At 44.6% G+C, this 13,804-nt stretch carries 13 protein-coding genes and 3 pseudogenes; 10 read left to right on the top strand and 6 right to left on the bottom strand.

Annotated features, from left to right (window positions below; all coding sequences use genetic code 11):
• The first annotated feature begins 46 nt into the window (after positions 1-46).
• Positions 47-991 carry an ROK family glucokinase gene (locus tag JCM10519_RS13935; protein WP_054739893.1) on the top strand — a complete coding sequence of 315 codons (945 nt, stop codon included), beginning with the start codon at positions 47-49 and terminating at the stop codon, positions 989-991.
• A gap of 55 nt (positions 992-1,046) precedes the next feature.
• Here the strand turns inward: JCM10519_RS13935 and JCM10519_RS13930 are convergent.
• From JCM10519_RS13930 to JCM10519_RS13915, 4 genes and pseudogenes are all read right to left on the bottom strand, one after another.
• A pseudogene (locus tag JCM10519_RS13930) lies at positions 1,047-2,193 on the bottom strand (flavodoxin domain-containing protein).
• Positions 2,194-2,238: 45 nt separating this feature from the next.
• Entirely contained in the window at positions 2,239-2,484 is a 246-nt protein-coding gene (locus JCM10519_RS13925; protein ID WP_054739891.1) for a hemerythrin domain-containing protein, read from the bottom strand.
• 54 nt (positions 2,485-2,538) lie between these two features.
• Positions 2,539-2,937 (bottom strand): DUF542 domain-containing protein, encoded by a 399-nt coding sequence (locus JCM10519_RS13920; RefSeq protein ID WP_054739889.1) that lies wholly within the window; start codon positions 2,935-2,937, stop codon positions 2,539-2,541.
• Positions 2,938-3,062: 125 nt separating this feature from the next.
• Positions 3,063-3,752 carry a cyclic nucleotide-binding domain-containing protein gene (locus JCM10519_RS13915; RefSeq protein WP_054739887.1) on the bottom strand — a complete coding sequence of 230 codons (690 nt, stop codon included), beginning with the start codon at positions 3,750-3,752 and terminating at the stop codon, positions 3,063-3,065.
• 381 nt (positions 3,753-4,133) lie between these two features.
• Between JCM10519_RS13915 and JCM10519_RS13910 the strand changes: the two are divergent.
• The 3 genes and pseudogenes from JCM10519_RS13910 to JCM10519_RS13900 all read left to right on the top strand — a co-directional run bounded on the left by JCM10519_RS13910 (position 4,134) and on the right by JCM10519_RS13900 (position 6,982).
• Positions 4,134-5,803, top strand: a pseudogene (locus JCM10519_RS13910) (putative manganese-dependent inorganic diphosphatase).
• A gap of 15 nt (positions 5,804-5,818) precedes the next feature.
• Positions 5,819-6,292 (top strand): annotated as a pseudogene (locus JCM10519_RS13905) (flavin reductase family protein); the annotation flags it as partial.
• Positions 6,293-6,454: 162 nt separating this feature from the next.
• Positions 6,455-6,982 carry a shikimate kinase gene (locus JCM10519_RS13900; protein WP_054739952.1) on the top strand — a complete coding sequence of 176 codons (528 nt, stop codon included), beginning with the start codon at positions 6,455-6,457 and terminating at the stop codon, positions 6,980-6,982.
• Positions 6,983-7,072: 90 nt separating this feature from the next.
• Here JCM10519_RS13900 and JCM10519_RS13895 read toward each other — a convergent pair whose 3' ends face one another.
• A complete protein-coding gene (locus JCM10519_RS13895) occupies positions 7,073-8,551 on the bottom strand; it encodes a methyl-accepting chemotaxis protein (protein ID WP_054739885.1) in 1,479 nt (492 codons plus the stop codon).
• Entirely contained in the window at positions 8,539-8,751 is a 213-nt protein-coding gene (locus JCM10519_RS13890; RefSeq protein ID WP_054739883.1) for a hypothetical protein, read from the bottom strand. The genes JCM10519_RS13895 and JCM10519_RS13890 overlap by 13 nt, the downstream gene beginning before the upstream one ends.
• Before the next feature lie 412 nt (positions 8,752-9,163).
• Between JCM10519_RS13890 and JCM10519_RS13885 the strand changes: the two genes are divergently transcribed.
• The 6 genes from JCM10519_RS13885 (at position 9,164) to JCM10519_RS13855 (ending at position 13,652) form a co-directional block, all read left to right on the top strand.
• The gene (locus JCM10519_RS13885) at positions 9,164-10,261 is read left to right on the top strand and encodes a glycosyltransferase (protein ID WP_054739880.1); all 1,098 of its coding nucleotides are present in this window, start codon (positions 9,164-9,166) and stop codon (positions 10,259-10,261) included.
• Between the two features lie 104 nt (positions 10,262-10,365).
• Positions 10,366-10,884, top strand: coding sequence for a glycosyltransferase (locus tag JCM10519_RS13880; protein WP_347844212.1), 519 nt, complete (start codon positions 10,366-10,368; stop codon positions 10,882-10,884).
• A gap of 19 nt (positions 10,885-10,903) precedes the next feature.
• Positions 10,904-11,416, top strand: a complete 513-nt coding sequence (locus tag JCM10519_RS13875; protein ID WP_347844250.1) for a glycosyltransferase family 2 protein — start codon at positions 10,904-10,906, stop codon at positions 11,414-11,416.
• Positions 11,417-11,479: 63 nt separating this feature from the next.
• Positions 11,480-11,968: a hypothetical protein gene (locus tag JCM10519_RS13870; protein ID WP_347844211.1), complete on the top strand. Its 489-nt coding sequence runs from the start codon at positions 11,480-11,482 to the stop codon at positions 11,966-11,968.
• A 4-nt stretch (positions 11,969-11,972) separates the two neighbouring features.
• Positions 11,973-12,533 carry a hypothetical protein gene (locus JCM10519_RS13865; protein WP_054739871.1) on the top strand — a complete coding sequence of 187 codons (561 nt, stop codon included), beginning with the start codon at positions 11,973-11,975 and terminating at the stop codon, positions 12,531-12,533.
• A gap of 294 nt (positions 12,534-12,827) precedes the next feature.
• Positions 12,828-13,652, top strand: a complete 825-nt coding sequence (locus JCM10519_RS13855; protein ID WP_054739867.1) for a hypothetical protein — start codon at positions 12,828-12,830, stop codon at positions 13,650-13,652.
• Positions 13,653-13,804: the final 152 nt, after the last annotated feature.

Below are 13,804 nucleotides of genomic sequence, written 5' to 3'. Positions count from 1 at the left end.
GGCACTGCGGACTTATAGTACGACAGGTAAAAGGAGTGTATTCAAAATGGAAATGAAATGTGTTGGCGTTGATATTGGCGGTACATCTGTAAAGATCGGAATATTTGAAGTGACAGGAGAGCTCATCCATAAGTGGGAGGTTCCCACCAGAAAGGAAGAAGGCGGAAAATACATCCTTGAAGACACCGCTGCTTCCATACTGAAAACCCTTAAAGAGCTTGGTATTTCTCTGGAAGAGGTAAAAGGAGCGGGCATGGGAGTTCCAGGACCGGTCATGCCCAGCGGATATGTGGAGGTCTGCGTGAACTTAGGCTGGCGCGATATGTATCCGGAAAAAGAGCTGAGCGAGTTGCTTCACGGCATTCCGGTAAAAAGCGGCAATGATGCCAATGTAGCGGCTCTTGGCGAGATGTGGCAGGGAGGCGGAAAAGGCTACGACGACATCGTTATGGTCACTCTTGGCACCGGCGTAGGCGGCGGCGTTATTATTGACCAGAGGATCGTTGCCGGAAAGCATGGCCTGGCCGGAGAGATCGGACACATCCATATCCGTGACGATGAAACAGAAAGCTGTAATTGCGGAGGCGTGGGCTGCGTGGAACAGATCGCCAGCGCAACAGGCATTGCAAGAGAAGCCAGAAGAAAAATGGCTGCAGTTGATACTCCCTCTGTTCTCAGGTCCTTTGGTGACAGCGTAACGGCAAAGGATGTGCTGGATGCCGCCAAGGAAGGGGACGCATTGGCCTGTGAGGTCATGGAGGTTGTAGGCCATTACCTGGGCCTTGCCCTGGCTCAAATTTCCATGGTAACAGATCCTGAGGTCTTTGTCATCGGAGGAGGCGTTTCAAAGGCCGGAGCGTTCCTGGTTGATTTAATCTCTAAGCATTTTGATAAGTACACTCCTATTTCTCAAAATAAGAGCGGCATTGTCCTGGCGAAGCTGGGAAATGATGCAGGAATTTATGGAGCAGCAAGGCTGATCCTTAATTAAGTATTAAGGCGGATTCTTAGGAATCCGCCCTTTTTATATTTCTATGAATACAGTTTTACTGGCAAAGGGCCCGGGCAATTTCCGCTGCCTTGTTAAAGTCCTCTTCTTCCGGATTCCAAAGGCATTTGGCTTCCTCTTCCACCACAGAGAACCCGGCCTCTGTCAGCCGTTCCCGAAGAACCTTTGTTCCCTCTCCACTCCAGCCATAGCATCCGAACACGGCAGCCTTTTTCCCTTTATATTTCAATTCCTTCAGGAAATCAAGCCATCCTCCCACAGAAGAGAGAATGCTGCCGCCTACGGTTGGAGAGCCGAGAGCGATTGCTTTTGATTTAAATACCTCTGTCATAATATCATTCTTATTTATCTTGGAAATATTAAAAATCTTTACTCTGGTATCCGGTGAAATCCGTGCAATTTCGGCACTGATTTTATGAGCCAGCTGCTTTGTCCCATCCCACATGGTATCATAAACCACGGTGATCTGATCCTCCTGATAGTTCTGGGACCATTCGTAATATTTTTCCACGATCTGCAAAGGATTCTCCCTCCAGATGGAGCCATGGCTGGTTGCAATGATATCGATGGGCAGGTTAAGCCCCTGTATCTCCTCTATTTTCTTTTTTTACAAGAGGAGAAAATGGAGTCAGGATATTGGCGTAGTACTTGATGGCTTCTTCCCAAAGCCGGCACTGGTCGGCTTTGTCATTAAATAATTCCTCAACCGCGAAATGCTGTCCAAAGGCGTCATTGGAGAAAAGGATATTATCACCTGTCAGGTAAGTAGCCATGCTGTCAGGCCAGTGGAGCATTTTCATTTCCACAAAGACCAGCTTCTTACCGTTTCCAATATCAATGGAATCTCCGGTTTTCACCACCTGATAATTCCATTCCGGATGGTGATATTGTCCGGTAAGGGATTTCACCCCGTTAGCCGTACAGTAAATAGGAGTGCCGGGGATTTTCTCCATTAATGCGGGAAGAGAACCACTGTGATCCACTTCTCCGTGGTTTGCAACAATGAAATCTATTTCCTTTAAATCAATCTCTTTTTCCAGGTTATCTATAAACTCCGTGGAATGAGGCTTCCAGACCGTGTCAATGAGGACCGTTTTTTTCTTCCCTGATTAAATAAGCATTCTGGCTTGAGCATGATTAATGGAGTAATCCGCCCCATGGAAGGATTCCAGCTCCCAGTCCATAAAACCTACCCAGTAAACATTGTTTTTCACAAGTTTTTTTCATTATTAATTTCCTCCTTCATATTTTGGAAACAGCAGTGAATTTTCTGTAAATATATGAATATACACGTCTTTAACCAGTTCATGCAGCTTCTGAAAGGCCAGGCGGTACGAAGCGCAGCCGTCTTTTGGCGCAGTAAAATCATTGGTGCAGGCAGTGATTTCTTTTATCAGGTTCCCTGCCGCTTCATGTTCATCCTCCAGCTCCTTCACATATTCTGCATCTTGCTTTCCGTTAAAGTTCTTTTTCATATAGGGGAAAATAAGTTTTTCTTCCTTTGCAAAATGTTCCTGAAGCTCTTTTTTTCAAATCTGAAAAAGTCCGTGTAAGGGAACAAGCTGCTCCTGATGGTGTTCATAATGGGCCAGCAGGACTTTATTGATCAGCTCATCGACTTCTGCCAGCAGGATTCTTTCCTTTGAATGGTGTGTATTTATAATATAATCAATTAAATCGGGGATATCCATCTCTGCCAGATGTTCCACAGCCAGCACTTGTCCTTTGTTGGATTTATGAGGTTTATTCACAAGCTTTTTATTCAGCAGCTCGATAAAGCTTTTTGACTCGATTCCAAGCTTTTGTACGGCCTCTTCTAAGGCATCCGTTCCGCCGCAGCAATAATCAATGTGAAAATCATTAAAGATCTCAACTGCTTCCGGATAGGCCTTAACCACATCAGTTACTTTCATTTTACCTGTAATCATGGTTCTCCTCCTCTTTCCTGAATTTTCTGTTTTTCAGAAATGTTTGTTTTGTTTGTAAGGCCAGTATATCCGGAAAAGAGAATAAAAAATGTGATTCAGATCATTATTTTAAATCTTTTTTTATTTTAAAATTCATTTTCAAAAGCATCTCTTAAAATATCTTTGTTACGGATGTGAATCTTACGATTCCCTTCTAATTCAATGGCGCCTTCCCTGGAAAGCTGGCCAAGCTTTCTGCTGATGGTCTCTCTTCTGACATTGATATAAGCGGATATGTCATCTCTGGTCAATTCAATGGTTTCTCCCTTGATCCGGCTGCTTCTGAATAAAAGAAAGCCGGCGACCCGGGCCTTGGCATCGTTTACGGATAATAGCTGTACCAGTTCATTTGCAGCCGATAACTTCTGTCCCACCACGTTTAGTATTTTGACTCCGATCTCAGGTTTTTTTAAGATCAGCTCCTGAATATCTGTCAGGGAGATGAGACATACTCCGCATTCTCCCAGGGCAATGGCATTTGCTTCAAAGGCTTTCCCGGCGAATATGTTCTGTTCTCCATAGATATCTCCTTCTGTCAGCATATCAAGAACGTATTCCTTTCCTTCCAGGGAATAGCGGCTGATTTTGGCTTTTCCGTAACGGATGATCAGTATTTTATCTGCCGGGTCATACTCATGAAAAACCGTTTCCCCTCTTTTGTAATCCAGATGCCGGGCCTTTGATATCAGTTCTTTCTGCTCCTCTAAGGATAGGGGCTCAAAAAGAGGGATTTTTGAGGTGCACAGTTTGCTGCAGCAATTACACTTAAATTCCATGCCGTTCTCCTTTCGGACATTTGACTTTTATAGAAATAATTATATGATATCTGACAAAGGGAGGGAAGGATATTTTTACAATATCTTTCCCTCCCTCTTTCTTTTGTATCCTGTTTTTTAGATTACACAATAGCCATAACAGCCTTCCTCTTATTTACAATTTACTAAATTATGATATAATGGGAATACTTCACAAAGAAAAAGCCTCATAAAATGAGGAGACCCCGGTTGGCAGGCAACCGGGGCAATTATGAAAAATCTATGTGCAATTTGACGATTTAATCAATTTGACTCATATATTTTCTATGTATTTAGTATAAAAAACATATATGAACGGAATATGAACGGCCTGTAAACACATTATGAAAAAAGGAGGAAAGTATGGGAGAAAATTATAAGAACAGAAAGACCATAGTAATTGGCCATAAAAATCCGGATACAGATTCCATCTGTTCTGCCATCTGCTATGCAAATTTAAAAAGAGTGCTGACTGGAGAACAATATCAGCCAGGCAGGGCGGGCCGAGTCAACGAGGAGACACAATTTGTGCTCCATTACTTTGGAGTGGAAGCACCGGAGCTTGTGGAGAATGTAAAGACGCAGGTCCGTGATATCGAAATTCGTGAAACAAAGGGTGTAAAGAAAAACCTGTCCTTGAAAAAAAGCCTGGAATCTGATGCAGGAAGCCAACGTAGTCACCATTCCGACTGTGACTGAGGATGGGATACTGGAAGGCTGATCACCGTAGGTGACATAGCCAAGTCCTATATGAACGTCTATGACAGCAGCATTTTATCAAAGGCAAATACTCCGTATGAAAATATTGTGGAAACCTGGAAGGGGCTATGGTAATCGGCGGAAAAAGCAAATATTTCAATCATGGCAAAGTCCTTATCGCGGCAGCCAATCCCGATATGATGGAATACTACATTTCAAAGGGCGATCTTGTGATCCTGGGGAACCGCTATGAATCCCAGCTGTGCGCCATTGAAATGGAATCGGCCTGCATCATTGTCTGCGAAGGTGCGGCGGTATCCATGACCATCAAAAAGCTGGCTCAGGAAAGGGGCTGTACGGTCATGACCACCCCTTACGACACATATACTGCAGCCCGTCTGGTAAACCAGAGCATTCCCATCAGCTATTTCATGACCACGGAAGGGCTGATTTCCTTTGAAGAAGACGATCACATTGATGAAATAAAAGAAGTTATGGCAAGTAAGCGCCACCGGGATTTTCCGATTCTTGATAAGGACGGAAAATACATGGGAATGATCTCCCGCCGGAATTTGCTGGGTGCAAAGGGAAAGCGCCTGATCCTGGTAGACCATAATGAGAAAACCCAGGCAGTAGAAGGCATGGAAAGTGCGGAAATCCTGGAGATCATTGATCATCACAGGCTTGGTACCGTAGAAACAATTGCCCCGGTATTCTTCCGCAACCAGCCGGTGGGCTGTACGGCTACGATTGTTTATCAGATGTATCAGGAAAACAATGTGGAGGTTAAACCGAAGATTGCTGGCCTGCTGTGCAGCGCCATTATTTCCGATACCCTTTTATTCCGTTCCCCTACCTGTACGGAAGCGGATCGAAAGGCAGCTCTCGCCCTTGCGGATATCGCAGGAATCCAGGTAGAAAAATATGCTTCTTCCATGTTCGCGGCAGGAAGCAACTTAAAAGGAAAGACGGATGGAGAGATCTTTTATCAGGATTTCAAGAAATTTACCGTTGGGAAGGTGTCTTTCGGAGTCGGACAGATCAGTTCCTTAAACGCCAAGGAGTTAGATGAGTTAAAGGGCCGGATGGTGCCTTATATGAAAAAGGCAAGAGAAGAGCATGGCGTGGACATGATGTTCTTTATGCTTACCAACATTTTGACGGAATCCACCGTGCTGTTATGCGAGGGCCAGGGAGCAAAGCAGATGGTTGTAGGAGCTTTCCGCGCAGAGGAAGAGGAAAAGTCTGTGGAAGACCATATCGTAAGCCTTCCCGGCGTGGTATCCAGAAAGAAACAGCTGATTCCTGGCATTATGCTGGCGGTTCAGGAATAGGAGGCTTCCGCGTCAATGAAGAAGAAAGAAACCAATGAAAACAAAAAGTCCGTAAAAAGCAGCAGGGTTACCTGGAAGCCGGGAAACATGCTTTACCCGGTTCCTGCGGTCATGGTCAGCTGTCAGCGGGAAGGGGAAAAACCGAATATCATAACCGTGGCATGGGCAGGTACCATCTGCTCCACCCCGGCTATGCTGTCCATATCCATCCGCCCGGAACGGCATTCCTATAAAATCATAAAAGAAACCGGAGAGTTTGTAGTAAATCTGGTGACAAAGGATCTGGTGCGGGCTGCCGATTACTGTGGGGTGAAGTCAGGCCGGGATGTGGATAAATTTGCGGAAATGAGGCTGACGCCCTGTTCCCTGGAACATATTAAGGCCCCTGGAATAGAGGAATGCCCGGTGAATTTAGCCTGCAGAGTGGTGGAAATCAAGCCCTTGGGAAGCCATGATCTGTTTTTAGTAGAGGTGGTGGGAGTGACCGTTAACAGCCGGTACATGGATGAGAAAGGGAAGTTCCACCTTAATGAGGCAGGACTTATCTCTTATTCCCATGGGGAATATTTTGAACTGGGGAAAAAGCTTGGAAGTTTCGGCTATTCTGTGAAAAAGGCAGGAAAAAAAGCCGTCGGGCAGGAGGAAAAGCAAATGACGGGTAAGCTTGATAATATTACGCTGATCGGTATGCCGGCCTCCGGTAAGAGCACAGTGGGCGTTTTGCTGGCAAAACGCCTTGGATATTCCTTTGTGGACGTGGACATTGTGATCCAGGAGCAGGAAGGATGCCTTTTAAAGGAAATTATCGCCAAGGAGGGCCAGGAGGGCTTCCTGGCTGTGGAAAACAGGATCAATGCCGGTTTAAATGTCCATCATAGCGTCATTGCCCCGGGAGGAAGCGTGATCTATGGAAAAGAGGCAATGGAGCATTTAAAGGAGATCAGCACAGTGGTTTATTTAAAGCTTAGCTATGAAAGTCTAGAGGAACGGCTGGGCAATCTGGTAGACCGGGGAGTTGTGTTAAAGGATGGTATGACCTTAAGGGACCTATATGAGGAACGGGTTCCTTATTATGAAAAGTATGCAGACATAACCATTGATGAAAACGGTCTTGATGCAGGAAAGACGGTAGATAGTCTTAGAGCCATTATGGAAGAACGGTTTGGCCTGACTACATAACAGCCGGTTTTCAAAACAGCCTGCCTGCTTGAAGAAAATTTAAAAGGTGTCCCCAAAGTCAAATTTTGGCTTTGGGAGCACCTTTTTTGTTTAAATCTTTAATTGGAACTTTTCCATTAAAAGCTTCAGCATCTGAGCCTGTCCGGCCATTTCCTGGCTGGCGGCGGCACTTTCCTCTGATGTGGCGGAATTGGTTTGAATCACGCTTGATATCTGGTCAATTCCCTGAGTTACCTGGGCAACAGCAAATGCCTGGTCCTTGGAGGCGGTGGATATCTGATAGGCTAAGTCTGCCGCTGTTTTGGAAGACTGGACAATGCGGTCCATGGATTTTGCAGTTTCCTTTGCAATGTGATTTCCAGCTTCAATGGAAGCCAGGGTGTGTTCAATTAATGCGGCAGTGTTTTTGGAAGCCTCCTGGCTTTTATTGGCCAGGTTGCGGACTTCGTCTGCCACAACTGCAAAGCCCTTTCCGGCCGCTCCTGCCCTTGCTGCTTCCACGGCTGCGTTAAGGGCCAGGATATTGGTCTGGAAGGCGATGTCCTCTATGGTCTTTATTACCTTTCCGATTTCTGCGGATGCATTGCTGATATCCTCCATGGCATTTGTCAGATCCTGCATCTGTGTCTTGCCATATTCCAATTCAGCTGCAGTATTGTTTACCTGCTGGTTTGTTTCTTTGGCATTTTCCGCATTAAGGTTTATATTATTGGAAATATCGTTGATGGTGGCAGCCAGCTCCTCAATAGAGGAGGCCTGCTCGGTTGCACCCTGGCTTAGGGCCTGGGCGCTGCTTGCCACCTGTTCGGCTCCTGAGGCCACCTGGTCTGAGGACTGGGTTATTTTTGCCATGACATCATTTAAAGAGTTTGTGAGATTCTGTATGGAGAGCTGTACGGAACGGAACTCTCCTTTAAATTCTTCCGGGTCATGGGGAATATCAAAATCCCCCTGTGCCATACGGCTAGTGGTGACAGAGATATAATCCATGTAATAGGATAGACGTCCCATCATGGTCCTCATGCTGTCGGCAAGATGCCCAAGTTCATCCTCTGAACTGTATTCCAGCCGGCATTTTAAGTCACCCTGTGCCATACGGTCTGCAACCATTTTCAGTTCGTCAATGGGACGGGTGATGCCCCTTGTAATTGCGATTGCAATAATCACGGAAGTACCAATGGAAAAAAAGATGATTGTTCCCATAATTGCAATGAATACGGAGGTCTGGCGGGAGAGCTGGGCAGATTTTATATCTCCGGCGGCTGATTTATCCGACAGCATGGTATTGATGGTATCGGCGATTTCCGCTGCCAGCGGAGCAGCATAGCTTCGGAAAAAGGCCATAGACTCCTGGGAAGATTTTGATGCAAGCTCGATCGTCCGGCTGCGGATATCTTCATAGGACTTCATCTTCTCTGAAAGCTGGCTGTAAAGCTCCTTTTCCGAGTCTGTCTTCATCCTTGTCTGTACCATCTGCATCTTTTCATTTATCAAATCGATCTGTTTGGTCAAGTTTTCCTTCTGCCTGGCGGTTTCAGCTGCATCTTCTGAATAGATTATGTATAACACTGTGGCGCGGTGGGCCTGAAACGCTGTCCCAGGCTTCCGATATCCCCCTGTGCAAATCCATAATCCTCCAGCTCCGCATGATATTCCTTATTAATGGCCCGAATGAGCAGGATCCCAATGGTTCCGGCCAGACCTGAAAACAATACAACGATAACAAATGCAACAAGCAGCCGGTTCCCTACTTTTAGTTTTTTTAACATACAATTTCCTCCCTGGTTTTAAAGTCATATTTCTGTGAATTGTTTATTCCCATGAATTTTTGGATAAATGTCAGATTTGGCATAATATTAGATGGTTATGTAATATTACATCTTTTCGTGAATTTCCTGAATATGGAATTACTAATAATTATAGTTATCTTTCCGATTTTAGTCAATATGGTAGATACTGGTAGATTCTTGCGTGGAAATTTTTGTCAGCAGAGTGTTGGAAGACGGAAGAAATATTTGCCGGCAGCATTGGGGGAGCAATATTTTACCATAATTAGGGCATTCTCCCCATCCATCATTCACCATGACGGCAAAGATTGACATAATTTTTGTTGGGTGTATATTATAAACGAATCCTTTTATTTATTAACTGAAATTATTTATAACAGAAACGGGAGCTGAGATGAAACAAACGATAGAACATGCCATTGTATTGATTCCCTCTCTTGAACCTGACAGAAGGCTTCCGGTTTATATAAAGGAGCTGGGAGAATACGGGTTATCCCGTATTATAATTGTAGATGATGGCTCTGGAAACGATTATCAGGATATTTTCAAAGAATTAGAGGAGTGGGGCTGTACTGTAATCCATAACAGCATAAACCGGGGAAAGGGTTTTGCTCTTAAAGCGGGATATGATTACATAAAGGGAAATGTGTCCGGCTATTCGTGCATCGTAACTGCGGATTCCGATGGACAGCATGCCCCGGAGGATGTTTATAAGCTGGCCATGGAAGCCGAAGGCCATCCCGATGCGTTAATATTGGGGGTAAGAGATTTTAAAAAGGCCGGAATACCAGCCAAGTCTCTCATTGGAAACCGTGTTACTTCTGCAATATTTGCTGCACTGTACGGGAAATACCTTCCTGATACCCAGTCAGGGCTCAGGGCCTTTGGTCCGAAGCTTACAGGCCGGATGCTTGACATAAAGGGAGAAGGGTTTGAGTATGAAACCCAGGTCCTGATCACCTGCATCCGGTCTAAAATATCTGTCCTCACCATCCCCGTTCAGACCATATATGAAGATGAGAACAGGGGTACGCATTTTAAGGCTGTAAGGGACAGCTTAAAAATTATTGCTATCCTTGGGGCTGATTTTATGAAATTCTTTTCCTCATCCGTCATCTGTTCTTTCGTTGACATAGGAATAGCCTGGACGCTTCTTGACTGGCTGAAGCCTTATATGAAGGGGGAGGATTTCCTTAGAATCATGATAGCCACGGCTTTTGCCAGATCGGTTTCAATTGCCGTGAATTATCTGTTGAATAAAAATGTGGTGTTTAAGGACAGGCAGGCTTCAGGCCATAGCCTTATCCGTTACCTGAGCTTGTGCGCATTCAATATACTGCTGTCCGCTGCCGGGGTGTATATCCTCCATCTGGCTCCGGGATTTAATGAAAAGACGGCAAAGCTTCTCTGTGATGGCTGTCTGTTTCTCCTTGGTTATCAAATACAACAGCGCTGGGTATTTTCACGCGCAGGGGGCTGGTTCCGTGAATAAAGAAGAGAAAAAAACGAAATATAATTTTTATCATTACCATGGTCCTGATGACAATTTATCTGGGCTGGCGTATGATATTTACCCTGCCGCTTCATGAGGGGACAATGAGCCTCATATTTGGTATATTGCTGATTGCAGCGGAGACTGTTACGGTATTTACCTCCTTTGAGCTTTTTTATCAAAAGATGCAGATGAATAAATTTCAACTGGAATGTCCGGAAATACCGGATGAATATTATCCGGATGTGGACGTTTTCATTGCGACCCATAATGAACCGGCTGATATTCTGTACAAAACGGTCAATGCATGTACATTCATGGAATATCCCGATAAAAGTAAGGTACATATCTATATTTGCGATGACGGAAACCGTGAAGAGATTGCCGGACTGGCCAGACAATTTGGAGTCGGCTACCTGGGGCTTGCAGATAATAAGGATGCAAAATCAGGTAATTTGAATAATGCTTTAAGTAAGACCTCATCTCCTCTTATTGCTACCTTTGATGCGGATATGATCCCCCAGCATACGTTTCTCATGAAGACGGTTCCATATTTCCTGCTTTCCAGGTTCGCAAAAGAAAACGGGAAGTGGAGGCTAAAAAAAGGACGAGGAGGTCGATAAAAGGTTCAGGCTTGGATTAATTCAGACGCCTCAAAGCTTTTATAACCCCGATCTTTTTCAGTTCAATCTGTATGCGGAAGGAAACATTCCCAATGAGCAGGATTTCTTTTCCAGAGAAGTCAATACCATGCGAAATACCTCCAACGCGATCGCTTATACCGGCAGCAACACCGTCATTTTAAGGGCGGCCATGGAGGAGATAGGAGGTTTTCCCCTAAAAACCATTACAGAGGATTTTGAGACAAGCCTGCGGATACAAAAAGCAGGATTCATCACCTATGCAACGGATGAGATTCAGGCGGCCGGGCTTACTACCACAACAATAAAGAGCATGATCAGGCAGCGGGTGCGATGGGCAAGGGGCATCATTCAGAGCCTTCAGAATACCCATGCCATTGCTACACCAAGGCTTCCCCTGCTTGCAAGGCTTACGTACCTTAATACTTTTTTTATACTGGTGGTCATTTTTTTAACAGGCTCATATTCGTTATGTCCCCCATCCTGTTTGCCCTGTTTGATTATAGGATCGTGAACAGTCATTTCTGGGATGTGATCGTGTTCTGGCTTCCTGCATACTTTTTTTTACAGTATGTCCATGCGTTATCTCTCAAGCAACGTCAGGAACCAGAGATGGAGCCAGATTATTGATACCATATTTATGCCCTATTTGATTGTCCCGGTATTGCTTGAGACCTTTCATATCCATCAAAGAAAGTTTAAAGTCACCAATAAAAAGAAAGAAGGAAAGGGCATTGGCTTTGAGTTTGCCGTGTTTGCGATTCCTCATGTGATATTGCTGGCACTGTCCGCAGCGGCCATGATACGCTTTGTCCATGGAAAATATGGCTGGGCATTATTTTACAGCAGCATTATCCTGTTCTGGATCATTCATAACATGGTTTCCTTATTCTATGCCATATTTTTTATGCTGGGAAGACCTGCTTACAGGAGCAGTGAGCGGATCAGGGCAGAGGAAGATATCACCATACAATATAAGGCCTTAACTTATGAAGCCAGGACGGCAGACGTTTCCGAAAACGGATTAGCTTCTGGTCGGAGAAGCCATATATCTTCCGGAAAATAAAACCGTGGAATTTGTGATTACCACGTCTCGTTATAAAGCCAGACTTGAGGGGAAGATCGTTTATGTGAAAGAGCAGGACAAAGGCTGGCGTTATTCCGCAGCCATCCGGGCAGTTGACGAAGAAAACAAACGCCAGTATATGCAGATCATATATGACAGGACCCATTCCCTCCCAATGCAGATGGATTTATGGGTCACCGCTTATGACGATATGCTGAGAAACATAAAAAAACGGTTGAAGCAGCCGTTTAAAGACAAAAGAAAGATGCCCAGGATCCCCATGGAAAGACAAATTACTTTTACAAACGGGGCTGCCTGCAGGCTGGTTGATTTTAACTACTGCTATTTTTCAGTTTCTGATTTTAATACGAACGGAAGCCAGGATGATACGTTTATCTATAATACAGAAAGCGGGATTCCGTTGGTCCTGAAACGGACGGGAATATACATACGGCATTCATCGGAGGAGCTATTGTCAGTTGTGAACCTGGATGATCTCACTGGGAAAAATATAATCAATCAGATTTTGGTTGACATAAAAAATACAGATGAAAAAGAGGGTTAAAGGATGAGTGTTATAGTCCATATAATTATGATAGTGGCGCTTTTGTGCTCCCTGTTCGGCTATATGATGTTTACAAGGGAAAAACTGAGCTTCAGCCAGAATTCATTCCTGTTTTTGTCTGCTCAGCCATTGCCTGTATAATTTACTTTTGCGGAATGGCCGGTTTTTTACTGCCAGGGTCGGTAGCTGTGCTTATGGCAGGAATCCTTCTGTTTTTCTTCTTTTTATTAAAGAAGATCAGGAACCGGTCCTATGGGAAATTCCGCATTTCCCTGTTCCAGGCGGGGTTTGCCCTTGGAAGCCTGTTCTTTTTTTCAGCTGCTGTTTGTCAGCAGGCTGGTACATTATGATAATTTCTCCCACTGGGCCATAGCCGTCAAGCAGATGCTCAGCACCAATACGTTTCCTGATGCCGCATCTGCCTTGATTGATTTTAAAAATTATCCACTGGGCTCTTCCTCGTTTCTATATTTTATCTGCCGCTTTGCCGGGAATTCCCAGGGGATTATGCTGGCAGCCCAGGGAATCCTTATTTTTTCCTGCTTCTATGCCATGTTTGGGGTGATCAGGGAAAAGAAGCGGTTTCTGCTGTTTGCATTTTTGGCGGCAGGCTGTTCCCTGCTGTCCATATTTAACATTACCATACGGATCACCAATCTGCTGGTCGATTTTCTCCTTCCCATATATACCCTTGTATTGTTTGTAATGATATACAGGTATCAAAGGGAAATAAAAAAAGCCTGCATTGGCATTATACCCGTAGCAGGATTTTTGATGATTATAAAAAATACCGGTACCATATTTGCGGGAATCGGGTTTCTTTATCTGATCTATGCCTGGTTAAAGAACAGGGATAAGCCTTTATGGAAAAATGGGGTGGCGGTGCTTCTTTCCCTTGGGGTGTCTTTTATCCCATATCTTTTATGGAATATCCATATGTCGGTTAATTTCCAGGGGGTGGAAAATAAGTTTGAAGTTTCTGCCAATAACCTCCACGGTATTTCCGGTGGAAAAAGTCCGGAGGAGGTACGTCAGATAGTCGATCTCTTTGTCAAATCAGTGTTTGATATCAAAAGCCGTCCTGCCATGGGGATTCTGGCTTTCATGCGGTTGCCATAATAGCCAGTGTATTTGCAGCTGTTCTCCTAAAGAAAAACTGGAATTTATGGAAGGCGCTGATTGCGTTAAACGTTGTTCTTATTGGTTACTATCTTGGCATACTTGCTCTTTATATCTTTTCCATGCCTCTTGATGAGGCACTCCGATTGGCA

Source organism: Clostridium sp. NkU-1 (assembly GCA_001312405.1).
Note: the sequence above shows the minus strand (reverse complement) of the source record. Positions and strands in the feature narration are given on the sequence as shown.